Annotated in this window: 20 protein-coding genes and 1 tRNA gene; 9 read left to right on the top strand and 12 right to left on the bottom strand. The window is 67.2% G+C overall.

The features are described 5' to 3' along the window. Positions 1–620 (top strand): AAA-associated domain-containing protein (locus tag BLU17_RS17020; RefSeq protein WP_176929120.1); only part of this gene is annotated, 620 nt, incomplete at its 5' end. An 85-nt stretch (positions 621–705) separates the two neighbouring features. Here the strand turns inward: BLU17_RS17020 and BLU17_RS17015 are convergent. The 3 genes from BLU17_RS17015 to BLU17_RS17005 form a co-directional block, all read right to left on the bottom strand. Further along, positions 706–1,272, bottom strand: coding sequence for a hypothetical protein (locus tag BLU17_RS17015; RefSeq protein WP_245746894.1), 567 nt, complete (start codon positions 1,270–1,272; stop codon positions 706–708). Beyond that, complete coding sequence (locus BLU17_RS17010; RefSeq protein WP_245746893.1) at positions 1,269–1,901, bottom strand: hypothetical protein; 633 nt, start codon at positions 1,899–1,901, stop codon at positions 1,269–1,271. Before BLU17_RS17010 ends, BLU17_RS17015 begins: the two co-directional genes overlap by 4 nt. 206 nt (positions 1,902–2,107) lie before the next feature. Next, entirely contained in the window at positions 2,108–3,169 is a 1,062-nt protein-coding gene (locus BLU17_RS17005; protein ID WP_091998499.1) for a sigma-54 interaction domain-containing protein, read from the bottom strand. A gap of 214 nt (positions 3,170–3,383) precedes the next feature. On the opposite strand from BLU17_RS17005, the gene BLU17_RS32425 reads away from it, so the two are divergent. From BLU17_RS32425 to otsA, 4 genes are all read left to right on the top strand, one after another. Continuing rightward, positions 3,384–4,034 carry a hypothetical protein gene (locus BLU17_RS32425; protein ID WP_143189270.1) on the top strand — a complete coding sequence of 217 codons (651 nt, stop codon included), beginning with the start codon at positions 3,384–3,386 and terminating at the stop codon, positions 4,032–4,034. A gap of 303 nt (positions 4,035–4,337) precedes the next feature. After that, a complete protein-coding gene (locus BLU17_RS16995) occupies positions 4,338–5,726 on the top strand; it encodes a sigma-54-dependent transcriptional regulator (RefSeq protein ID WP_091998493.1) in 1,389 nt (462 codons plus the stop codon). 549 nt (positions 5,727–6,275) lie between these two features. Then, positions 6,276–6,497 carry a hypothetical protein gene (locus tag BLU17_RS16985; RefSeq protein ID WP_091998487.1) on the top strand — a complete coding sequence of 74 codons (222 nt, stop codon included), beginning with the start codon at positions 6,276–6,278 and terminating at the stop codon, positions 6,495–6,497. A gap of 221 nt (positions 6,498–6,718) precedes the next feature. Then, the gene (gene otsA, locus BLU17_RS16980) at positions 6,719–8,194 is read left to right on the top strand and encodes an alpha,alpha-trehalose-phosphate synthase (UDP-forming) (RefSeq protein ID WP_091998483.1); all 1,476 of its coding nucleotides are present in this window, start codon (positions 6,719–6,721) and stop codon (positions 8,192–8,194) included. A gap of 126 nt (positions 8,195–8,320) precedes the next feature. On the opposite strand, the gene BLU17_RS16975 is transcribed toward otsA, so the two are convergent. The 9 genes from BLU17_RS16975 to BLU17_RS16935 all read right to left on the bottom strand — a co-directional run bounded on the left by BLU17_RS16975 (position 8,321) and on the right by BLU17_RS16935 (position 14,334). Beyond that, positions 8,321–8,923, bottom strand: a complete 603-nt coding sequence (locus BLU17_RS16975) for a hypothetical protein (RefSeq protein WP_091998480.1) — start codon at positions 8,921–8,923, stop codon at positions 8,321–8,323. Positions 8,924–9,064: 141 nt separating this feature from the next. After that, complete coding sequence (locus BLU17_RS16970) at positions 9,065–10,468, bottom strand: MFS transporter (protein WP_091998477.1); 1,404 nt, start codon at positions 10,466–10,468, stop codon at positions 9,065–9,067. Positions 10,469–10,538: 70 nt separating this feature from the next. Continuing rightward, complete coding sequence (locus BLU17_RS16965; RefSeq protein WP_091998474.1) at positions 10,539–11,042, bottom strand: YbhB/YbcL family Raf kinase inhibitor-like protein; 504 nt, start codon at positions 11,040–11,042, stop codon at positions 10,539–10,541. 126 nt (positions 11,043–11,168) lie between these two features. Next, positions 11,169–11,618, bottom strand: coding sequence for a very short patch repair endonuclease (locus BLU17_RS16960; protein ID WP_091998472.1), 450 nt, complete (start codon positions 11,616–11,618; stop codon positions 11,169–11,171). 40 nt (positions 11,619–11,658) lie between these two features. Beyond that, a complete protein-coding gene (gene dcm / locus BLU17_RS16955; protein ID WP_091998469.1) occupies positions 11,659–12,972 on the bottom strand; it encodes a DNA (cytosine-5-)-methyltransferase in 1,314 nt (437 codons plus the stop codon). A 133-nt stretch (positions 12,973–13,105) separates the two neighbouring features. Continuing rightward, entirely contained in the window at positions 13,106–13,369 is a 264-nt protein-coding gene (locus BLU17_RS16950) for a hypothetical protein (protein WP_143189269.1), read from the bottom strand. A gap of 142 nt (positions 13,370–13,511) precedes the next feature. Beyond that, complete coding sequence (locus BLU17_RS16945; protein WP_091998463.1) at positions 13,512–13,784, bottom strand: hypothetical protein; 273 nt, start codon at positions 13,782–13,784, stop codon at positions 13,512–13,514. Positions 13,785–13,882: 98 nt separating this feature from the next. Continuing rightward, positions 13,883–13,957, bottom strand: a tRNA-Arg gene (locus BLU17_RS16940). Between the two features lie 194 nt (positions 13,958–14,151). After that, positions 14,152–14,334, bottom strand: coding sequence for a rubredoxin (locus BLU17_RS16935; protein ID WP_091998460.1), 183 nt, complete (start codon positions 14,332–14,334; stop codon positions 14,152–14,154). A 423-nt stretch (positions 14,335–14,757) separates the two neighbouring features. Between BLU17_RS16935 and BLU17_RS16930 the strand changes: the two genes are divergently transcribed. The 4 genes from BLU17_RS16930 to BLU17_RS16915 all read left to right on the top strand — a co-directional run bounded on the left by BLU17_RS16930 (position 14,758) and on the right by BLU17_RS16915 (position 21,999). Next, positions 14,758–16,686 (top strand): ATP-binding cassette domain-containing protein, encoded by a 1,929-nt coding sequence (locus BLU17_RS16930; protein WP_091998457.1) that lies wholly within the window; start codon positions 14,758–14,760, stop codon positions 16,684–16,686. Between the two features lie 320 nt (positions 16,687–17,006). Next, a complete protein-coding gene (locus BLU17_RS16925) occupies positions 17,007–18,998 on the top strand; it encodes a DNA topoisomerase IV subunit B (protein ID WP_091998454.1) in 1,992 nt (663 codons plus the stop codon). 40 nt (positions 18,999–19,038) lie between these two features. Next, positions 19,039–21,354: a DNA topoisomerase IV subunit A gene (parC, locus tag BLU17_RS16920; protein ID WP_091998451.1), complete on the top strand. Its 2,316-nt coding sequence runs from the start codon at positions 19,039–19,041 to the stop codon at positions 21,352–21,354. A gap of 186 nt (positions 21,355–21,540) precedes the next feature. Continuing rightward, the gene (locus BLU17_RS16915; RefSeq protein WP_091998448.1) at positions 21,541–21,999 is read left to right on the top strand and encodes a CopD family protein; all 459 of its coding nucleotides are present in this window, start codon (positions 21,541–21,543) and stop codon (positions 21,997–21,999) included. Positions 22,000–22,013 lie beyond the last annotated feature (14 nt).

The following is a 22,013-nucleotide window of genomic DNA, read 5'->3' as shown; positions in this document are numbered from 1 at the left end:
CGGAGATCAAGGTGCCGTTCAAGCATCCGCGCAACCGGCTCGACCCGGCGTTCCGCAAGCTCGTGGACGACATCTACGCGAAGATGACCGCGCGCCAGACCGACGAGACGACGAAGAAGGGGCTGGAGCTCGGTAGCTGGCTGCCGCGCGTGTCGACCAACCTGATGGCGGGTCTCATCGAAACGCTCGCTGCCGCGCCGTATCACGGCCGCGCCGACATGCCGGAAATCGCGCGTTCGCTGCATCTCGAAGTGGACGACCTGTTCCCGATCGCGGAGGTGCTGCAGCACCTCGGTTTCGCCGACGTGCGCGAAGGCGACGTGCTGCTCACGCCGCCCGCGCGCGTGTTCGCCGAATTCGGCACGCAGGAACGCAAGATGATGTTCGCCGAGCATCTGCTGCGCCACGTGCCGCTGGCCGCGCGGATCAAGAAGGTGCTCAACGAGCGGCCCGGCCATCGTGCGCCGCGTGTGCGCTTCGAGCAGGAACTGGAGGATTTCCTCTCCGACGGCGCCGCGGAAGAAACGCTCGACACCGTGATCGACTGGGGCCGTTACGGCGAGATCTTCTCGTACAACGACCAGTCGGAAATCTTCAGTCTGGAAGACGTGGAGTCCTGAGCGGCGTTTCGCCCGCCTTGTGCGCGCTTCGTGAGCTGCATGAAAAACGGTCGCCGCGGCGACCGTTTTTCGTTGGCTGACGACACTATTGCAGCGTGCCCCAGCGCTCCACGGCGGGCTCGGCCGTGGCCCACTTCCAGCCCGACGGGTCTTGACAGGCGCTCGCCGTGAACCACTGTTCGGGCGCGTCGGCCTTGTCGCCGTCCTGCACCGAGAACACGAAATCCTTGCACAGCGTGAGCGCGTTTGCGAACGCGCGCGTCACGCGCACCTGGCCGTGGCCGTTTTCCACGGGCAACGGGTGCTTGATGCGCCAGATGTCCATGCCGCCCACGGGCAGGCGTCCGGCAGTCTCGGCGATCAGCGCCTGCTGGTCCGCGTGCATGTTCTTCATGAAGCGACCGACGGCTTCGTCGGTCGCCGCCTGCACGGCGATGCCCACGCCGATGCCCACGGCAGGATTCGCCGTGACGATGCCGGTGGCCGCGGCGGCCGCGGCGCCGCTCGCGGCCCCGATCGACGCGCAGCCGCTCGCCGCGAGCGCCGCACCGGCGCAGAGCGCGGCGAGCACGACGAGTCTTGCGGGGCGCGGTATCGGCTGATTCCTGGCGGACCGCTGTGCGCGTTTCGCGCGCGCTTTCACGCGGCTCATTGCAGCGCGCCCCAACGGTCGGTGGCGGGTTCGGCCGAGGCCCACTTCCACGCGTCGCCGTCGCGGCAAACGGAAGCGACGAAGAACGCGCTCGAGGCCGGCTTGTCCTTCGCGGCCTCGTGATCGACGGAGAACACGATCTCCTTGCAGTCGAGTGCGCCGCTGCTGATCGTGCGGCTCACGGTGACGCGGCCGTGTTCGTCGTCTTCGATCGGGAACGAATGCGTGATCGACCAGGGCGCGACGGCGCCGACTTCGAGCGGGCCCGCCGCTTTCGCGATGCTGTCCTGGGTGTTGCGATGCACGACGCGCTCGGAGTACTGCACGCCGGCTTTCGCGGCGGCCACGGCACCGAGGCCGATGCCGGTCGCCACGGCGGCATTGTTCGTGACCTTGGAGGCGACCGCCGCGCCCGCAATGCCGGCGCCCGTTTGCGCGCCTTCGGAGTAGAGGGAACTGCACGCCGAGCACGCGAGGCTCGCCGCGGCGGCGAGCAGCGTGAGCGCTAGCGGGCGTCGCCTGCGGGTGGAAGCGGCGGCGCGTTTGAGAGGCGGCGCGCCGCCAATCGGTTCCGCGACCGCCTGGAGCGGCGACGGCGCAACGCGCGCCCGAGCACTTCGTTCTTGCATGATCATTCCCTGCCGCTTTGCCAGATGGCGCCGCGTTGCGCGGACATCCGGCACGTTTGCGTACTTTACGTGCTGCGGATTGTGCAGCATCGGATTGTTATCGGGGATAGTGAAAGTGCAAGCAATTGCAAAAGGGCGTGCGCGGCAAGCCGATCTCTGGTCGGCCTGCCGCTTCGATGCTTGAGTGCGCAACTAGCGTGCCGCGCTCACGCTTCGGATGCATCCGGGTCTTCGGGAATCTCGGCGTCGCCTTCGTCGGCGCCATAGCTGCCGAGCCGGTTGTAGAGCGTCTTCAGGCTCACGCCGAGCGTGCGGGCCGCGAGCCGCTTGTCGCCGCCGCAATACTTGAGCGTGCCGAGGATGATCTGCTTTTGCGCATCGGCGAGCGGCGTGCCGATCCACACGCTCATCGCGTCGCCTTGCGTGACGGGCTTCTTCACGCGCGGAACGAGCTGCGGATGAGCGATTTCCACGACCTTCTCCGCGAGGATGAACGCACGGTACACGGCGTTCTTCAGCTCGCGCACGTTGCCCGGCCACGACCAGTTGCGCACGGTTTCGAGCGCGCGCTTGCTGAAGGCCTTTTGCACGCCTTCCTGCTCGTTGAGCTCGGTGAGGAAATGCTGCGCGAGCAGTTCGCGGTCGCGTTCGCGCTCGCGCAGCGGCGGCGCGCGTAGCGGGAACACGGCGAGGCGGTACATCAGGTCCTCGCGCAGGCAGTTTTCCTTCACGGCCGTCACGGGGTCGCGATTGGTCGCGGCGATGATGCGCACGTCGCCGCGAATCGCCTCATTGCCGCCGACCGGGAAGTATTCGCCTGTTTCGAGCGCGCGCAGCAGCTTCACCTGATGGAGCAGCGACATTTCGGTGATTTCGTCGAGGAAAAGCGTGCCGCCGCGTGCGTGCTCGAAGTGGCCGTCGCGCGATTGCACGGCGCCTGTGAAGCTGCCTTTCTCGTGGCCGAAGAGTTCGGCTTCGATCAGCTCGTCGGGAATCGCGCCGCAGTTCACCGCGATGAAAGGGCCGTCGCGCCGTTCGCTCTGCGCGTGAATCGTGCGGGCAATGAGTTCCTTGCCCGTGCCCGATTCGCCGACGATGAGCGCCGTGGCCTCGGTCACGGCCACGCGTTCGATCTGCGCGTAAAGGTCCAGCATGATCGCCGACGAGCCGTAGAGCAGACCGTACGACTGCAAGCCCGCGACGCGCGCATCGGCGCCCCGTGCGATGTCTCGTTTGGCGGCGGGCGAGCCCGGCTCGATTGACGCCATAGGGATGTTCGTCCTGCAAAGGTAGTGCGGGCGGCCGCTTCTGTGCGCATCTGCATGCTTTTGCACACATTTGCGCGAGTCGCGATCCGACCCTGCGATCCGGGGCTGGCCGTCCAGGACAGGTGCGGAACTTGCCGCTCCGACGGCCGCGAGGTTTGCATCTCATAAACATTTAACCACTGCCGCATGCGAGTGGGCAATCTACCGGGCCGCTGTGGCCACCGCGGTCGCTGCGCGGGCGGTGCATCGTCGCCGTGCGCGGGGACCATGGCGCAAGGCGCGGAAGCTGGCTGCGCTGGCGGTTTTGCGGCGCCAGGGCGGCTATTTTCCGCTGTTCTGCCGGCCTTGCACGTGCAAGGCGGCGCAAGCCGCGACCTCTCTGGCACGCATCGTGCTGCGGAACTTGGACAGACGGGCGCCGTCTGCGTTTTCAGGGACGGCGCATCGGCCACGCCTCGGGCGATGCCATCGCGTCTTCCGTCTTCACGAGGCGTATCTGGGAGAAAGCGATATGTCGAAGAACAGCAGCGGTTGGGTAGGAACCTTGGTGACCGTCGGCGCGCTCGGCGCCATGGCGGGCATGTTGGCGTGGCGCTTCGCGCAGCGCCACCGCATGCAGCGGCAATCCTTTTACCGCGATCTGAGCCGATGGGAGGGCGAAGGCGGCTCGCTTGCCGAAGCCGCCGGCGACACCGGTCTCGGCGCGGAAAGGGTCATGGGCGGCGGCCCGGCGGTGCGAGCGCGCGACGACGCGCCGAGGCATGGCATGAAGGGCGCGACGGCAAACGATGCACACGATGCGAACGGCGCGTCCAATGGTGTCAACGGTGCGAGCGGCATGCCGTGGCCGTTTCCGCACAGCTAGCCGGGAACGAGCGGACGCGCCTCGCGAGAGCCGTGCCCGCTTATCTTGAATAAGTCTATAATAGTTATATCAACAACAATCGAGGTTCGGGCTGCGCGTAGCTTGCGGTATTGTTGCTCATACGTAGCAAAACCGCGGATTTCACGCCGTCTTGGGCGTGCACCCGACCGTTTCGTACTCCACTGCAGCGCTACTTCCTGTGCCGCGACTTTTGCGGCGCCGGGCAACCCTGTCCGGCGCGCTTGCGAAGGGCGCGGCGCACGCGCTTTGGAGCCATTCACCTATCCAGGCTGACGAGACGCGATGCCACATGTATTGATTGTCGATGACGACGCTGAAACTCGCGAGGCGCTAGCCGCCGTGGTGAGCGAAGACGGGCTCACCACAGCGCAGGCCGGCGACCTGCGCGAAGCACGCATTCAGCTCGTGCGCCAGATGCCGGACGTGGTTTTCACCGACCTGAAGCTGCCCGATGGCAGCGGTACCGACCTTTTCGAGGATCTCGACCCGCGCTCGGGCGTGGAACTCGTGGTCATCACGGGCCACGCGACCGTGGAGACGGCCGTCGATGCACTCAAGTCCGGCGCGATCGACTACCTGGTGAAGCCGATCAACCTCCAGCGCGTGAAGTCGATCCTGAACCGCTTGCCGCGCGCGGGCGACCTCAAGGCCGAAATCGGCACGCTGCGCGGGGAGTTGCGCCGGATGGGGCGCTTCGGCCTGATGCTGGGCAATTCGCCGACCATGCAGGAGGTCTACGACCAGATCAGCCGGGTGGCGCCTACGCCCGCCTCGGTCATGCTGGTGGGCGAGTCGGGCACCGGCAAGGAAGTGGCCGCGCAGACCATCCACCAGTTGAGTCTGCGCCGCAAGCACGAATTCCTCGCGGTGAACTGCGGCGCGATTTCGCCGAACCTGATCGAATCCGAAATGTTCGGTCACGAGCGCGGCTCGTTCACGGGCGCCGACCGGCAGCACAAGGGCTATTTCGAGCGCGCGAACGGCGGCACGCTGTTCCTCGACGAAATCACCGAAATGCCGATCGAGCTGCAGGTGAAGCTCTTGCGCGTGCTCGAAACCGGCATGTTCATGCGCGTGGGCACGACCAAGGAAATCGAGACAGACGTGCGCCTGATCGCGGCGACCAATCGCGACCCCGAGCAGGCCGTGGCCGAAGGCAAGCTGCGTCTGGACCTGTATCACCGCCTGAACGTGTTTCCGATCAGCCTGCCGCCGCTGCGCGAGCGCGGCAAGGATGTGGAGCTGCTCGCCCAGTCGTTCCTCGACGAGCTGAACGAGCGCCACGGCACGAAGAAGCAGTTTCCCGCGGCGGTGCGCGAGATGCTGGCGGCCTACCCGTGGCCCGGCAACGTGCGCGAGTTGAAAAACTACGTGCAGCGCGCGCACATCATGTCCGGCAACGACGGCGACTTCACGGCGACGGTGCCGCTGCAGATCTCGCTTTCGAAGCCCGTGGCAGGCACTGCGGTGACGATCCCGTTCGGCACCTCGCTAGCCGACGCCGATCGCCAGCTCATACTCGCGACGCTCGAGCAGTGCGGCGGCGTGAAGACGCGCGCGGCGGAAATCCTCGGCATCAGCCTGAAAACGCTCTACAACCGGCTCGTCGAGTACGGCAACGAAAGCGGTGGCAAGGGCGACGCGCCTGCGCGCGTGGCCGGCGGCGCCTGAGCGGCGAACGGCCGGGTGTGCGCTTCATGCGGGCGCACGGGCGGTACGACGCTTGCAGTGTGAGTTTCGCGTCCATCATGAGGAGCGAAAGATGCCGAGCTGCAAATCCATCGATGCCGTCCGCGCGAGGCCCTGGCTCGCACACACTCCTCAGCCCGACGAACCGCCTCCAGATCAGCCCGGCGAGCCCGACGTGCCGCCGATCGGCGATCCGCCGGCGCAACCGGGTGAAGTGCCGCATTCGGGACCTCGATGCGACCGGCCGGCGACTTCCCGGTTTCGAGGTTCGCGTCGCGCCGGACCCGCCGTGCTGGCCGCCGCTCCGGAGCGCAACGCCGTGTGGACACGCTGGGCCCGCTGGGTGTCGTGGACGCCCGGCACTGGCGAAACGCGCGGCGTGCCGAGGTGCTGAGGCCGTCAATCGAATCTGACGGATTTTATGTACGAGTTACAAACGCTTCGCCATTTTTACCGGCGAATTCACGCGGTGAACCCTAGACTATAAAAAACGCCGTGGCCGCGTGGCCGCCTTCCGCTGGAGGCATCGACATGAGACATCCTGCCTTGCGCCGCTCCGCCCGTTACTCGGGCAAGCGCGGCCCGCGCGATTCGCAAGAGAAGAGCGGTCCTCCGCCTTCGCTCGCGCCCGACCCTGCTGGCCAGAACCGCGCGGCGCCCGGCGTGCCGCCCGACGGCGAGCACAATCAAGGCGGCGCGCGGGCCGAGGGCCTCGAGTACCAACGCGATCTCGGTTCCGAACAGGACGCCTGATCGCGCTCGAACCGGCGCTCGCCGCGCGCCGCTTGCAGGCCGGCTTCGCGGCCTCGGAGATCATCGGGCTGTTCTGCCATGTGGTCCCGTCGGGCGGAATTCGCTCGTCCCGTGGTTCGCCGGCAAAGTTTTTTCTCCAGACCCTGCCGAACCGGCACGCGTCTTGCGTGCCTCTGTCACGCATCGTCTTCGGACCCAACGAAACAGGAGGTAGAGCCGCAATGGGCAGACTGATCGTGGTATCGAATCGCGTTGCGCCGACCCAGGAGGGACGCCCCGCAGCGGGCGGACTCGCGGTCGGCGTACTGGACGCGCTCAAGGAAACCGGCGGTGTGTGGTTCGGGTGGAGCGGCGAGACCGTCGCGGAGCCGTCCGCACCGGTCATCGAGCACCAAGGCAGCGTCACCTACGCGACGGTAGGTCTCACCCGGCGTGACTATGACCAGTATTACAAGGGCTTCTCCAATACGACGCTCTGGCCGACGTTCCACTATCGCAACGACCTCGCGCGCTACGAGCGCCAGGAATACGGCGGCTATCTGCGCGTGAACGTCTCGCTTGCGCGCCAGTTGCAGCCGCTCATCGAGCCCGACGACATCATCTGGGTCCACGACTATCACCTGATCCCGTTCGCGCGCTGCCTGCGCGATCTCGGGGTGAAGAATCCGATCGGCTTCTTCCTGCACATCCCGCTGCCGGTGCCCGAAGTCATGCGCTCGGTGCCGCCGCACGAAGAGCTCATGAAATTCATGTGCCACTACGACGTCGTGGGCTTCCAGACCGACGCCGACCGTCAGGCCTTCCTCGACTACGTCGAGCGCGGCGGCCATGGCACGGCGAGCGAGGACGGCATGGTGCACGCGTGGGACCGCTTTCTGAAGGTGGGCGCGTACCCCATCGGCATCTATCCCGATGCGATCGCCAAGGCGTCGTCGCAGTTCTCCGACCGCAAGCCCGTGCGCAGCCTGCGCGACGCGATGCGCGGCCGCAAGCTCATCATGAGCGTGGACCGGCTCGATTACTCGAAGGGGCTCGCCGAGCGCTTTCAGGCGTTCGAGCGGCTGCTGCAGAACGGGCCCGGCTGGCACGGCCGCGTCTCGCTGCTGCAGATCGCGCCGCCGACGCGCTCCGACGTGCAGACCTATCAGACGATCCGCCGCAACCTCGAAGGGGAGGCGGGCCGCATCAACGGCCGTTTCGCGCAGCTCGACTGGACGCCGATCCAGTATCTGAACCGCAAGTACGAGCGCAACCTGCTGATGGCGCTCTTTCGCGAGGCACAGGTGGGCTACGTGGCGCCGCTGCGCGACGGCATGAATCTGGTCGCGAAGGAGTACGTGGCTTCGCAGAACCCCGAGGACCCCGGCGTGCTGGTGCTTTCGCAGTTTGCGGGCGCGGCGGAGCAGTTGCCGGGCGCGCTGGTCGTGAATCCCTACGACCTGAACCAGACGGCCGAGGCGTTGGAGCGGGCGCTTTCGATGCCGCACGCCGAGCGGGTCTCGCGCTACAACGACATGATGGCTTCGCTGCGCGAAAACAATCTCTCGGTATGGCGCGATACGTTCCTCGCGGATCTGCGCAGCGTCGCGACGGCGGTTTCGGTGACCGCGAAGGCGCGCAATGCCGCCCCGGCGGCAAAGACGTCTGGACAGACGCCCGCGTCCGCGCAAGCGCCGCGGGCTGCACGTGCGCAGTAAGGCACGCGGTAGGGCGTAAAGACGGCTTGCTGACCGCACTCGTTTGACGCAAATCCACTCGCGCGGCGGCCTTCGGGCCGCCGCGTTTTTTGCGTCGTCCGCCGCCGCGAGGCGCAGCGGGAACGCTCAGGCGCGCTGACCGTGCGGCTCGCCGAACGGCATCGGCGCGCGGGTCGGATCGAAATCGGCCCAGTGGCCGTCGTGCCATTGGCCCGAGGCGCACTCGATATCGGCGGCGCCCGCGTCGCGCAGCAACTGCGCGGCGAGATCCTGGTTTTCGTAGCAGACGTGCACAGAGAGCAGCACGCCGGAGTTGCGCGTTTCGTGGCGCACGCGCTCGTGAGGCGTCAGCGCTTGTTGCACGAGCGCTTTCGCGCCGATGCTTGCGCCGATGCGCGCGCCGATCCACGCGCCGATCCACGCGCCCACGCCGGCCGCGATCACGACGGCGGGCAACGTCGCTGAAAACGCGCTGAAGATCACCACGCCCGCCACGGCGCCGGCCACGGCCCCCGCGGTGATGTTGCGCGCGTGATGCGGCGGCACGGCGGCGGGCGGCGCGTTCGCCGCGAAGCCGGCACCGTGCATGACGTGGCGTGCGTGCTGGCCGCGCGGATTGACGAAGAGCAGGCTGACGTCTTCTTCGAGGAAGCCGCCGGCGTAGAGCTTTTCGGCGGCGGCTTCGGCGGCGGGAAAGGTCGTAAACCGACCAGCGACGATCAGAGACATGGGAGGCCCCCTTTGCCGGATTCGGCAGGTTGACTCGCCGGAATACGGAAAGACCGGGCGCCGCCGCGAATGCGGCGTGCCCTAACCCCATGTTAGTGCCTGCAGACGCGCACGGTTAGGCCACGGCGAGCGGCGGGCGCTTCAGCCTGGCATGCGCGCCGCGGCGCCCGGCATCAGCCGCAGCACGCTCACCACGGCCGCCACGGCGGCAAAGGCCGTGGCGACGTAGAGCGCCACGGTCGGCCCATGTTGCGGCGCGATGCCGAAGATGAGCGCGACGAGCGCCGCGCCGAGCGTCTGTCCGGTGAGGCGCGCGGTGCCGAGCATTCCGCTTGCGCCGCCGCTGCGCTCGCGCGGCGCGGAGGAAAGAATCTGCCGGTTATTGGGCGACTGGAAGACGCCGAAGCCCGCGCCGCACAGCGCCATGCGCCAGCAGATATCGAACACCGTGGGATGCGCGCCGAGCGTCGCGAGCGAGAGCAGGCCGGCCGCGAACAGCGCGAGCCCGATGCCGCCGAGCATGCCCGCTGGATAGCGGTCGGAAAGCGCGCCCGAGAGCGGCGCCGCGCCGATGATGATGAGCGGCCAGGGCGTCATGAGCAGCCCCGTGTCGACCTGCGAGAAACCGAAGGTCTCCTGCAGCATGAAGGGCAGCGCGACGAACGCGAGCATCTGCGCGCAGAACGAGCAGACGGAGGTGCTGATCGAGAGCGCGAACACGGGATTGGCGAGCAGGTCGACGGGCAAAAGCGGCGCGGGCTGCGTGAGCTGGCGCCGCACGAAGAACCAGCCGATCACGACCGCGCCCGCGAATTCGAGCGCGACCCACCGTTTGCCCTCGCCGTGGCCGAGGCCGTCGACGGCGAAGATCAGCAGGCCGAACACGAGGGCGTTGAGCACGGCGCTCAGATAGTCGTAGGGCGCCGGGTGCCGCTCGTTCACCGGCAGCGCGCGCAGGCCCAGCACCAACGCGGCGATGCCGATCGGCACGTTGATCGCAAACAGCCATGGCCACGATGCGACCGCCAGCACGCCCGATGCGAGCGTCGGTCCGACCGCCGAGGCAATTGCGACGACCATCGCGTTGATCGCCACGCCGCGGCCCAGTTGCGTGCGCGGATAGATCATGCGCACGAGCGCCGTGTTCACGCTCATGATCCCCGCGCCGCCGAAGCCCTGCACCGTGCGCGCGAACGCGAGTTCGGGCAGCGAGGTCGCGAGCGCGCAGCCGAGCGAGGCGACGGTGAAGAGCGCCATGCCGCTCAGGTACACGCGGCGATAGCCGATGCGGTCGCCGAGCGAGGCGAGCGGCAGGAGCGAGATGGTGACCGAAAGCTGATAGGCGTTGACGATCCAGATCGAGCTTGCCGCGCTCGCACGCAGATGGCGCGCGATGGTCGGCAGCGCGACGTTGGCGATTGCGCCGTCGAGCACGGCGAGCGTGATGCCGAGCGCGACCACGAGGATCGCATAGTAGCGCTGTGGGAAGGGCAGGCCGGTTTCGGTGTCTGCGGAGGCGGCGGAGCGTTCGGAAAGCGTGGGCATCGACTGGAGAGGCGGCGCGCGCCCGACTGGATCCTTGCGGGGTGCGCCGCTGGCTGTTGTTTTTGGCGGTTTATTTCAGTTCGTAGAGCCCGACGTAGGTGGTCGAGTCCAGTTCGTTCAGATGCGTCATGAAGCGCGCAACCGCGTTGGTCGTCTCCGGCGTGACGGGCAGTTGGGCGGCTTTGAGCGCGTGCACGCGGAAGATGTAGCGGTGAGGCTTGTCGCCGCGCGGGGGCGCCGCGCCGCCAAAGCCCACCGTGCCGTAGTCGTTGCGCAGCTGGACTGCGCCCTGCGGCAGCAGGCTGCCGTCGGCCTTGCCGGCGTTGCGCGCGAGCGAGCGCACGTCGGCGGGAATGTTCACCACGACCCAATGCCAGAAGCCGCTGCCCGTGGGCGCGTCGGGGTCGTAGACGGTGAGCGCGAAGCTTTGCGTGTCGGCGGGCGGCTCGTCCCATTGCAGCGCGGGCGAGACGTTGTCGCCGTCGACACCGAAGGCCCGGTCGTCGAACTCCTGCGCCTTCGGCATGAACCCGTTGCTGGGAAAGTCATCGGACCAAAGTCGGAAATCAGCCATCGGTTGCCTCCTTTGCGGGTAGAAGTGGGACGGTTGCGCGTTCGCGTCCGACAGGCAAAGCACGGGCGCAGCCGATCGATCGAGTTTATCACCGAGGGCCGTTCCGGCAGGGGCCGCGGCGCGCCGTCACGAGCGCGCCTCGAACCATGCGGACGACTCGTCCTCGAGCCACGCGGCGAGACGCTCGACCACTGTCTGCGGATCGTGCCGGGCGCCGCGCAACGCGCATTCCCAGATCACGGCCACGCGCCAGCCTTGCGCGGCGAGCGCGGCGAGCGCCCTGGCGTCGTTCAGACGGTTGCGTGCGATCTTCTCGCGCCAGAACTCGGGACGTGTTTGCGGCCACTTGAAGAGCGCGCAATTGTGGCCATGCCAGAAGCAGCCGTGGACGAACACCACGGCGTGCCGGCGCGGCAACACGATGTCGGGCCGGCCGGGCAGCTCGCGCACGTTCAGGCGAAAGCGGAAGCCGCGCCGGTGCAGCAGGCTTCGGATCACTTTCTCGGGCTTCGTGTTGCGTCCGCGGATGCCGGACATCATCCGGCTGCGCGTTGCCTTGTCGACGACATCGATCATCGTCCGTCGCCTCGCTTCGTCTGGCCGTGGCGCGCGCCGCTCAGCGGCCCGCCGCCATGGCCGCCGCCGGGGCGGCGCTTCGGCTCGGGCGCGCAGCGCAGGCAACGGCCGCGGCGGGCGCCGCTTCGCGCCGCGCGGCCAGCAATGCGTCGAGGTGCGGCATCATCGTGCGCGCGACCTCGCGCATCACCGGCATCACCACGCTGTTGCCGAACTGGCGGTACGCCTGGGTGTCGCTCACGGGAATGCGGAAGGTGTCGGGCAGGCCCATGAGCCGCGCGCACTCGCGCGGCGTGAGGCGGCGCGGGCGCAGTCCTTCGCCTTGATGCACGAGGATTTCCGACCCGTCCTTGTGATAGCGCGCAGACAGCGTGCGCGTGACGCTGTCGGGAAACGCGAGCCCGTAGCCGAAACCGTTGCCGGCCGCGCGGTGCTTCTCCGCGTATTGCTGCAGATAGGCCCAGAGCCCTGGCGTGAGCGTGTACTTCGGCTGCACGCGGCGCGCGCCGTGATCGAAGAAACGCTCGCCGTCCCAAGGCAGCAGCGGCTCGAGGCCGTCGGCGCGATGCAGGATCGAGGCGAGCCGCGGCCCATCCTCGGGCAGCGCGAGTGCATCCCACGAGAAGGCGGTCGGCTCGCGAAACCCGACGATGATGATGCGCTCGCGATGCTGCGGCGTGAAATGACGTCCGTCGATCACGCGGTAGTGCACGTCGTAGCCGAGCTCGTCGCGCAGCACCTGGAGGATCACGTCGAAGGTGCGGCCGCGGTCGTGCGAAAGAAGGTTCTTGACGTTCTCGAGCAGGAACGCGGCGGGCCGCTTCCTGTCGATGATGCGCGCGACGTCGAAGAACAGCGTGCCCTGCGTCGTGCACGCAAAGCCGTGCGGACGGCCGAGCGCGTTCTTCTTGCTCACGCCGGCGATCGAGAACGGCTGGCACGGAAAGCCCGCGAGCAGGACGTCGTGGTCGGGCACGTCGGCGGCGTCCACGGCCGTGATGTCGCCGATGAACGGGTGGTCCTCGCCGTAGTTTTCCAGATAGGTCTTGCGCGAGAACGGATTCCACTCGCTCGTGAAGACGCATTCGCCGCCCTGCGCCTCGAAGCCCTTGCGAATGCCGCCGATGCCCGCGAACAGATCGATGAAGCGAAAACGCGATGCGTGACCCGGCTCGCGCGCGCCGCTTTGCAGCAGTTCGCGCAGCGCGGCTTCGAGCATCGCGGGGCAGCGCGTCTCGCCTTTTTCCCATCGCCGCACGGTCTTTACGTCCCTGCCGACGTGGGCGGCGATCTGCTGCTGCGTGAAACGCTTGCGTGCCTGCTGGAGCAGGTCTCTCGGTTTAGCCGTGAGCACGGAGTCCTCGTTAGGGTATTTTTGCGGACATTATGACCGATGCTCGACCCGCGGCACCAGGAATTCCCGACGCTCCCGCATACGCAAGCACCGCGTGGCGCGCATGTGGAGAAAAAACGGGAAGACGGCGAGTTCAGGTGGGCTGCGGGCCGGCGTTTGCCTGCTTGGGCATCGCGGCGGCAGTCGTCGCGACGTTGAGTTCGTGCAGATCGAGGATGAGCAGGAGGCTATCGATTTCGCACAACTGGCCTTTGTTCACGAGACCGGTGTCGAGCAACCGGTGCAGGCGCTGGCGCCAGTAGCGCGCGGGGAGGATCGGTCCGCCGAAGTCGCCGGCGAGCGAGAGCGGCATCACGCGTCGAATGTGCGCGATATCCTGGTCGATGAGGTTCGACATCATATAGCCGGCGGGGAGGGGACGCGGACTGTCCATAACCGGCATTACGGCACTTTTTTTCGCGCCTTTAGGGGCATTTGAGTCGGTATATACCCCAGGTTCTTTCGACGGCGCGCAGGTGCGCCGGATCGAGCTGGGCCGCTTAGTCCACGTCCGGCGGCGTCGCGCCTTGCACCTGGGCTGCGCTTTCGAAGAAACGCCGCGTCGCTTCGAAGGAGTTCAGCATCTGCTCGGGCCAGGGCGTTTGCAGCATGACGGCCTGGTGGTTCTCGAACGCCGCGCCCAGCTGGCGGGCGAGTTCGGGCGAGTTGAGATGGCGCAACAGCACGCTCACGGCGATGGCGGTGGCCTGGCTCGCGCCGGCCGTTTGCAGCTCGGAAGCGGTAAGGGCAGCGATTTGCTTGTTGATGTCCATGGAAGACCTGCTTGGGGAAATGGGTGCGCGAGCGCGCGAGAAAGACGGGACCGGCGAAGTGCCGCGGCATCGTGTACCGATACGGGTGCTCGGGCGGCTGGTCCCCCTGGCAGGAATCGAACCTGCATCTAGCGCTTAGGAGGCACTTGTTCTATCCATTGAACTACAGGGAGCACGAGGTCGAGCACTGCACGATGCGTGGCTCCGTCAGACCGCCATGTTTCCCAAGTGACCCGTCATGGCGCGGAGCCGTCGCGAAGCGGTTCGGTTCTGCCGACCCGGAGCATATCGCGACGCAGGGCCAAGAGTATAGCAAAGGCGTCCCGGCGCGAAAATGACGCCATGAGCTTTCGCAACGCGCCGCGAATCAGAACTCGACGACGGCGAATTCTCCCTTGCCCACGTCGCACAGCGGGCAACGCCAGTCATCGGGGATGTCGGCAAAGCGCGTGCCGGCGGCGATGCCTTCGTCGGGCAAGCCTTCTTCCTCGTTGTAGATCCAGCCGCAGATCAGGCAGACCCAGCTCTTGTATTCGATTACTTCGCTCACAGCGCGTCCTTCGTCTAGTCGATTCGATGCATGCCCGTCATGCGGCCCTTTATGCCTGGTCGGCAGGGCGGCGCGGGCGACCCGCGATCTTACCGGAAAACGTTCTGCGTGCCGCCGCGTCGCAGGGCCGCATACGGATATGGCGCTTTGGACGCTAGGCCGGGATCTCCGTGGCGCCAGCCGCACGCGGCGGCGAGCGGCGGCAACGCACCTCCGGCCACGACCTGCGCGGCCCGACCTGCGTGGCCACGACCTTCGCGGCCCGACCTGCGTGGCCACGACCTTCGCGGCCCGACCTTCGCGGCCCGACCTTCGCGGCCCGACCTTCGCGGCCCGACCTTCGCGGCCCGACCTTCGCGGCCCGACCTGCGCGGCCCGGTACAATGCCCGCTTCAGGTCCATCGCACGCATCGCTTTCCATCCATGTCGCTCTACACCATCACCGGCGCGCAACTGGCGTTTGGCCACGTCGCGCTGCTCGATCACGCGGATTTTTCGCTCGAAGCCGGCGAGCGCGTCGGGCTGATCGGCCGCAACGGCGCGGGCAAGTCGTCGCTGCTCACCATCGTCGCGGATCTCGCGAAGCCCGACGACGGCCTCGTCACGCGCCAGCAAAATCTCTCGACCGTCTACGTGCCGCAGGAGCCCGATTTCGACGCCGATGCCACGGTGTTCGACACCGTCGCCTCGGGCCTCGCCGAAGTGCGCGCGCTGCTCGACGAATACGACGCGGTCGCGCACCAGCTCGCCGACACGCCCGAAGGCGCGGAGCACGACGCGCTGCTCGCGCGCATGAACACGCTGCAATCGTCGCTCGATACGGCCGACGCCTGGAACTGGCGCACGCGCGTTGCCACGACGCTTGCGCAGATCGGGCTCGAAGGCGACGCGCGCGTGGGCTCGCTTTCGGGCGGCATGCAAAAGCGCGTGGCGCTCGCGCGTGCGCTCGTCGTGCAGCCCGACGTGCTGCTGCTCGACGAACCGACCAACCATCTCGATTTCGACGGCATCCGCTGGCTCGAGGAACTGCTCGTCGCGCAGCGCTCCAGCCTGCTTTTCATCACGCACGACCGCGCGTTCCTCGACCGCGTGGCCACGCGCATTGTCGAACTCGATCGCGGCAAGCTGCTTTCGTATCCGGGCAACTTCTCGCAGTACCAGGAGCGCAAGGCGCAGCAGCTCGAAGTCGAGCGCGTGGAGAACGAGAAGTTCGACAAGCTGCTCGCGCAGGAAGAGGTGTGGATCCGCAAGGGCGTGGAAGCGCGCCGCACGCGCAGCGTGGGACGTATCGCGCGCCTCGTGCAGATGCGCCGCGAGCGCGAGGAACGGCGCAACGTGCAGGGCAACGTGAGGCTCGACGTCGCGCAGGGCGAGAAGTCCGGCAAGATCGTCGCCGAGCTCACCGACGTGACGAAGCGCTATGGCGGCCGCGCGATCGTCGATCACTTCTCGGCCACGGTCATGCGCGGCGACAAGATCGGCTTCGTGGGTCCGAACGGCGCGGGCAAGACCACGCTGCTCAAGCTGATTCTCGGCGAACTGAAGCCCGACGAAGGCACGGTGCGCGTGGGCACGAACCTGCAGGTCGCGTATTTCGACCAGATGCGCGCGCAGCTCGACCTCGAAAAGAGCCTCGCCGACACGATCAGCCCCGGCAGCGACTGGGTCGAGATCAACGGGGCGAGGAAGCACGTGATGAGCTATCTGGGCGACTTCCTGTTCGCGCCCGAGCGGGCGCGCTCGCCCGTGAAGTCGCTTTCGGGTGGCGAGCGCAATCGACTGCTGCTCGCGCGCCTGTTCGCGCGTCCGGCGAACGTGCTGGTGCTCGACGAACCGACCAACGACCTCGATATCCCCACGCTCGAACTGCTCGAAGAACTGCTGACCGATTACGACGGCACCGTGCTGCTCGTGAGCCACGACCGCGCGTTTCTCGACAACGTGGTGACGTCGGTGATCGCGTCCGAAGGCGAAGGGCGCTGGCGCGAGTACGTGGGCGGCTTCACGGACTGGCAGACGCAGAGCGCCCGCGCGCAGGAAATCGCCGAGGCGCGTGCGCCGAAGGACGCGGCGCCCGCATCCGCGGCGCCCAGGGACAGCGCGGCGGGGCGCAACGCGCAGCGCACCGTGAAACTCTCGTTCAAGGAGCAGCGCGAGCTCGAAGCGCTGCCCAAGCGTATCGAGGCGCTGGAGACGGAGCAGAAGGACATCGGCGCGAAGATCGAGGACGGTTCGATTTTCGCGAAGGACGCGCAGGAGGGCGCAAGGCTCACCGAGCGCTATGCGCAGATCGACGAGGAGCTGCTCGTTGCGCTGGAGCGGTGGGAGGAACTGGAGAGCAAGCGCAAATAAAGCGAGGCGGCCCGACGAGGGCCGTTTCGAAACCCGTGCCGGCGGGCTGCCGCCGCGCGAGGCGCATTCTACGTGACTCGCCTCATGCTTCGCCTCTCGGCCGAACGGCCAACCTCCTTCCAAATTGCCGCGCGAGCCCAAATCAGTACAATACCTCGCGAATCCGGCCGACTGCGCCGCCGCGAGCGCGCCTGCCACCGCGGTGCGCAGCCGGTTCACCCCGTTGTTTCGTATCGGTTTTTTTGAACGCTCAACGCGTTTTCCCCGCAGATGTCCACAGGACCTGTGGACAATCGCGCGGACAACCCCTGTGGATCACCATGTCAACGAAGAAGTCCAACGCCGCGAACGCTGGCTATAGCGAAGCGTCGATCAAGGTGCTCAAGGGCCTCGAGCCCGTCCGGCAGCGGCCGGGCATGTACACGCGCACCGAGAATCCGCTGCACATCATCCAGGAAGTCATCGACAACGCCTCGGACGAAGCGCTCGGCGGCTACGGCCGCCACATCACCGTGACGCTGCACGCCGACCAGTCGGTGTCCGTCGAGGACGATGGCCGCGGCATTCCGTTCGGCCTGCACCCCGAGGAGAAGGTGCCCGTCGTCGAGATCGTGTTCACGCGCCTGCATGCGGGCGGCAAGTTCGACAAGGCGGCCGGCGGCGCGTACACGTTCTCGGGCGGCCTGCACGGCGTGGGCGTGTCGGTCACCAACGCGCTTTCGAAGCGTCTGGACGTGACCGTCTGGCGCGACGGCAAGGTCGCCGAAATCGGCTTCTCCGACGGCAACGTCACGAAGCCGCTCGCCACGCGCAACGCCGCGCGCGACGAAAAGAAAACCGGCACGCGCGTAACCGCGTGGGCCGACCCGAAATACTTCGACTCGCCCAACCTGCCGCTCGGCGAACTGCAACGCCTGCTGCGCTCGAAGGCCGTGCTGCTGCCCGGCGTGGAGGTCGAACTCGTCAACGAGAAGACGGGCGAGCGCCAGAGCTGGAAGTACGAAGACGGCCTGCGCGGCTACCTGCTCGAAGGCATGGGCGGCGCCGACCTGCTGATCCCGCTCTTCGAAGGCGAGCGTTACGCCGACGCCCGCACGACCGACGACACCTTCGCCGAAGGCGAGGGCGCCGCGTGGGTCGTCGCGTGGAGCGAGGAAGGCACGCTCACGCGCGAGTCGTACGTCAACCTGATCCCGACGCCCGCGGGGGGCACGCACGAAAGCGGCCTGCGCGACGGCCTGTTCCAGGCCGTGAAGAGCTTTGTCGAGCTGCACAATCTTCAGCCCAAGGGCGTGAAGCTGCTGCCCGAAGACGTGTTCGCGCGCGTCTCGTTCGTGCTTTCCGCCAAGGTGCTCGATCCGCAGTTCCAGGGGCAGATCAAGGAGCGCCTGAACAGCCGCGATGCCGTGAAGCTCGTTTCGTCGTTTTCGCGTCCGGCTTTGGAGCTGTGGCTCAACCAGCACGTCGAGCACGGCAAGAAGCTCGCCGATCTCGTCATCAAGCAGGCCCAGGCGCGCACGCGCGCGGGCCAGAAAGTCGAGAAGCGCAAGAGTTCGGGCGTGGCCGTGCTGCCCGGCAAGCTGACCGACTGCGAAGCGACCGACATCGCGCGCAACGAGCTTTTCCTTGTCGAGGGCGACTCGGCCGGCGGCTCCGCGAAGATGGGCCGCGACAAGGAGTACCAGGCCATCCTGCCGCTGCGCGGCAAGGTGCTCAACACGTGGGAGACCGAGCGCGACCGCCTGTTCGCGAACAACGAGGTGCACGACATTTCGGTGGCGATCGGCGTCGATCCGCACAGCCCCGACGACACCGTCGATCTCTCGAATCTGCGCTACGGCAAGATCTGCATTCTTTCCGACGCGGACGTGGACGGTTCGCACATCCAGGTGCTGCTGCTCACGCTGTTCTTCAAGCACTTCCCGCAACTGATCGAGCGCGGCCACGTGTTCGTGGCGCGTCCGCCGCTGTTTCGCGTCGATGCGCCCGCGCGCGGCAAGAAGCCCGCGCAGAAGCTCTACGCGCTCGACGACGGCGAACTCGAAGCGATCCTCGACAAGCTGCGCAAGGACGGCGTGCGCGACACGCAATGGACCATCAGCCGCTTCAAGGGTCTCGGCGAAATGAGCGCCGAGCAGCTCTGGGACACGACGATGAACCCCGACACGCGGCGCCTGTCGCCCATCGCGCTCGGCGACCTCGACTACGAAGCCACCGTCGCGCGCATGACGATGCTGATGGGCAAGGGCGAGGCGGCCTCGCGCCGCTCGTGGCTCGAAGAGAAGGGCAACGAAGTCGAAGCGGACATTTGACGCGCCCACGCGCTCGCACACGATTACGGATTGATTGAACATGGACGACCTCTTTGCTGAAGTGACCGGCGGCGCCGAAGGCGACACGCTCACGCTCGGCCACTACGCGGAACGCGCGTACCTCGATTACGCGGTGAGCGTGGTGAAGGGCCGCGCGCTGCCCGACGTCTGCGACGGCCAGAAGCCCGTGCAGCGCCGCATCCTCTACGCGATGAACGAGATGGGTCTCGGCGACAACGCCAAGCCCGTGAAATCGGCGCGCGTGGTCGGCGACGTGCTCGGCAAGTACCACCCGCACGGCGACCAGTCGGCGTACGACGCGCTCGTGCGGCTCGCGCAGGACTTCTCGATGCGCTATCCGCTCATCGACGGCCAGGGCAATTTCGGCTCGCGCGACGGCGACGGCGCGGCGGCCATGCGTTACACCGAAGCGCGCCTGACGCCCATCGCGAAGCTGCTGCTCGACGAAATCGACATGGGCACCGTCGATTTCATGCCGAACTACGACGGCTCGTTCCAGGAGCCGAGGACGCTGCCCGCGCGCCTGCCGATGCTGCTGCTCAACGGCGCTTCCGGCATCGCGGTCGGTCTCGCGACGGAAATTCCGGCGCACAACCTGCGCGAAGTCGCGTCGGCGGCCGTGGCGATGATCCGGAATCCGAAGCTTTCCCACGCCGAGATCATGGAGAGGCTGCCGGGGCCGGACTTTCCGGGCGGCGGCCAGATCATTTCGAGCGAGGCGGAAATCGCGGCGGCCTACGAATCGGGCCGCGGCAGCCTCAAGGTGCGCGCGCGCTGGAAGATCGAAGACCTCGCGCGCGGCCAGTGGCAACTGGTCGTCACCGAACTGCCGCCGAACACCTCAGGCCAGAAGGTGCTCGAAGAGATCGAGGAACTGACGAACCCGAAGCTCAAGCTCGGCAAGAAGACGCTCACGCCCGAGCAGTTGCAGAACAAGCAGTCGATGCTCGCGCTGCTCGACGCCGTGCGCGACGAGTCGGGCAAGGACGCGCCCGTGCGCCTCGTGTTCGAGCCGAAGACGAGCCGCATCGACCAGGCTGAATTCGTCAACTCGCTGCTCGCGAATACGAGCCTCGAATCGAACGCGTCGCTGAATCTCGTGATGATCGGCGCCGATGGCCGGCCGCGCCAGAAGGGCATCGGCGAAATCCTCGGCGAATGGATCGGCTTTCGCTTCGCCACGGTCACGCGCCGCACGCAGCACCGCCTGACCCGGGTCGACGACCGCATTCACATCCTCGAAGGGCGGATGATCGTCTTCCTCAATATCGACGAGGTGATCCGCATCATCCGCGAGTCGGACGAGCCGAAGAGCGCGCTCATGAGCGCGTTCGGCCTCTCCGAGCGCCAGGCCGAGGACATTCTCGAAATCCGTCTGCGCCAGCTGGCGCGGCTCGAAAAGATCAAGATCGAGAAGGAACTCGCCGAACTGCGCGAGGAAAAGGCGAAGCTCGAAGAACTGCTCGCGAACGAGTCGTCGATGAAGCGGCTCATCGTGAGGGAAATCGAAACCGACGCGAAGCAGTACGGCGACGACCGCCGCACGCTCATCCAGCAGGAAAAGCGCGCGAGCTTCGAAGTGCGCGTGGCCGACGAGCCGGTCACGGTGGTCGTCTCGCAGAAGGGCTGGGTGCGCGCGCTGAAGGGCCACGGGCTCGACCCCCAGGGCTTCACGTTCAAGGCCGGCGACGGCCTCTACGCGACGTTCCTGTGCCGCACGCCCGACACGCTCATCGCATGGGGCAGCAACGGGCGCGTCTACTCGGTGGCGGTCGCGCAACTGCCGGGCGGCCGCGGCGACGGCGTGCCCGTCACCTCGCTGATCGAGCTCGAAGCGGGCACGCATCTGCTGCATTACTTCGCGGCGAACGCGGAGCAGCCATTGCTGCTGGCGTCGAGCAACGGCTTCGGCTTCATCGCGAAGATCGGCGACATGGTGAGCCGCGTGAAGGCAGGCAAGGCGTTCATGACGATCGACGAAGGCAGCGTGCCGCTCGCGCCGATGCCCATGCTGCCCGGCGCGATCCAGGTGGCGTGTCTGTCGTCGGGCGGGCGTCTGCTCGTGTTCGGCCTCGACGAGTTGAAGACGCTCTCGGGCGGCGGGCGTGGCGTCACGCTGATGCAGCTCGACGACAACGAGAAGCTCCTGCAGGCGCTCGCGATCGGCGCGGCCGGCGTGGTGCTGATCGGCACGGGCCGCGGCAACAAGCCCGGCGAGGACCTGATGGCAGGCGCGGTGCTGGCCCCGCAGATCGGCAAGCGCGCGCGCAAGGGCCGCGCGCCGGACTCGAAGCTCAAGGTCATTACGGGCATGCGTCCGGTGCTGACGCAATAACGGGCGAGCTTGTCCGGCGCAGGGGCCGGCGTCCGTGCCGGCGCACCGACTCCGCGCGACAGGCGGCGCGGCATGGAATAATGCCGCGCAAGGCCGGCGGACGGCGCTGCAAGGGACGGGAGCGGGCGCTTCAGCGCTTGCTCCCGCCGACGGCCGGATACATATACGTTACGAGGGATATCAAGCATGGGTCACGCGATCGCAATCGCGCTCTATCTGCATCTTCTGGGCGTCGCCGTCTGGGTGGGCGGCATGATCTTCGCGCACTTCTGCCTGCGCCCGGCGCTCGAAGACCTTTCGCCGCAACTGCGGTTGCCGCTCATCGAATCGGTGTTCGGGCGCTTCTTCAACTGGGTGGGCGCGGCGGTCATCGTCATCCTGCTTTCCGGCGGCTTCCTCCTCATGCAGTTCGGCGGCGAGCGCGCCACCTGGCAACTCCATGCGATGGCGGGCCTCGGCGTGCTGATGATGCTGATCTTCGGGCACATCCGCTTCGCCGTGTTTCCGCGCATTCGCCGCGCCGTGCAGGCGCAGAAGTGGCCCGATGGCGCGCGCGCCGTGGGCACCGTGCGCCGGCTCGTCGTCATCAACCTCGTGCTCGGTCTCGTGACGATCGGCTTCGCGGTACTCGCACGCGGGTTCTGAACCCGGCGCTCCGG

Origin of the sequence: Paraburkholderia lycopersici (genome assembly GCF_900096975.1) — a bacterium.
GTDB lineage: Bacteria > Pseudomonadota > Gammaproteobacteria > Burkholderiales > Burkholderiaceae > Paraburkholderia > Paraburkholderia lycopersici.
This window is presented reverse-complemented; position numbering and strand designations above follow the sequence as displayed.

Bases quoted from the DNA above. Each gene is read 5' to 3' on its own strand.
- BLU17_RS17015 (WP_245746894.1), bottom strand. From the start codon at position 1,272: ATGAGCCGCGTGAAAGCGCGCGCGAAACGCGCACAGCGGTCCGCCAGG.
- BLU17_RS17010 (WP_245746893.1), bottom strand. From the start codon at position 1,901: ATGCAAGAACGAAGTGCTCGGGCGCGCGTTGCGCCGTCGCCGCTCCAG.
- BLU17_RS17005 (WP_091998499.1), bottom strand. From the start codon at position 3,169: ATGGCGTCAATCGAGCCGGGCTCGCCCGCCGCCAAACGAGACATCGCA.
- BLU17_RS16995 (WP_091998493.1), top strand. From the start codon at position 4,338: ATGCCACATGTATTGATTGTCGATGACGACGCTGAAACTCGCGAGGCG.
- BLU17_RS16985 (WP_091998487.1), top strand. From the start codon at position 6,276: ATGAGACATCCTGCCTTGCGCCGCTCCGCCCGTTACTCGGGCAAGCGC.
- otsA (WP_091998483.1), top strand. From the start codon at position 6,719: ATGGGCAGACTGATCGTGGTATCGAATCGCGTTGCGCCGACCCAGGAG.
- BLU17_RS16975 (WP_091998480.1), bottom strand. From the start codon at position 8,923: ATGTCTCTGATCGTCGCTGGTCGGTTTACGACCTTTCCCGCCGCCGAA.
- BLU17_RS16970 (WP_091998477.1), bottom strand. From the start codon at position 10,468: ATGCCCACGCTTTCCGAACGCTCCGCCGCCTCCGCAGACACCGAAACC.
- BLU17_RS16965 (WP_091998474.1), bottom strand. From the start codon at position 11,042: ATGGCTGATTTCCGACTTTGGTCCGATGACTTTCCCAGCAACGGGTTC.
- BLU17_RS16960 (WP_091998472.1), bottom strand. From the start codon at position 11,618: ATGATCGATGTCGTCGACAAGGCAACGCGCAGCCGGATGATGTCCGGC.
- BLU17_RS16950 (WP_143189269.1), bottom strand. From the start codon at position 13,369: ATGTCGAACCTCATCGACCAGGATATCGCGCACATTCGACGCGTGATG.
- BLU17_RS16945 (WP_091998463.1), bottom strand. From the start codon at position 13,784: ATGGACATCAACAAGCAAATCGCTGCCCTTACCGCTTCCGAGCTGCAA.
- BLU17_RS16930 (WP_091998457.1), top strand. From the start codon at position 14,758: ATGTCGCTCTACACCATCACCGGCGCGCAACTGGCGTTTGGCCACGTC.
- BLU17_RS16925 (WP_091998454.1), top strand. From the start codon at position 17,007: ATGTCAACGAAGAAGTCCAACGCCGCGAACGCTGGCTATAGCGAAGCG.
- parC (WP_091998451.1), top strand. From the start codon at position 19,039: ATGGACGACCTCTTTGCTGAAGTGACCGGCGGCGCCGAAGGCGACACG.
- BLU17_RS16915 (WP_091998448.1), top strand. From the start codon at position 21,541: ATGGGTCACGCGATCGCAATCGCGCTCTATCTGCATCTTCTGGGCGTC.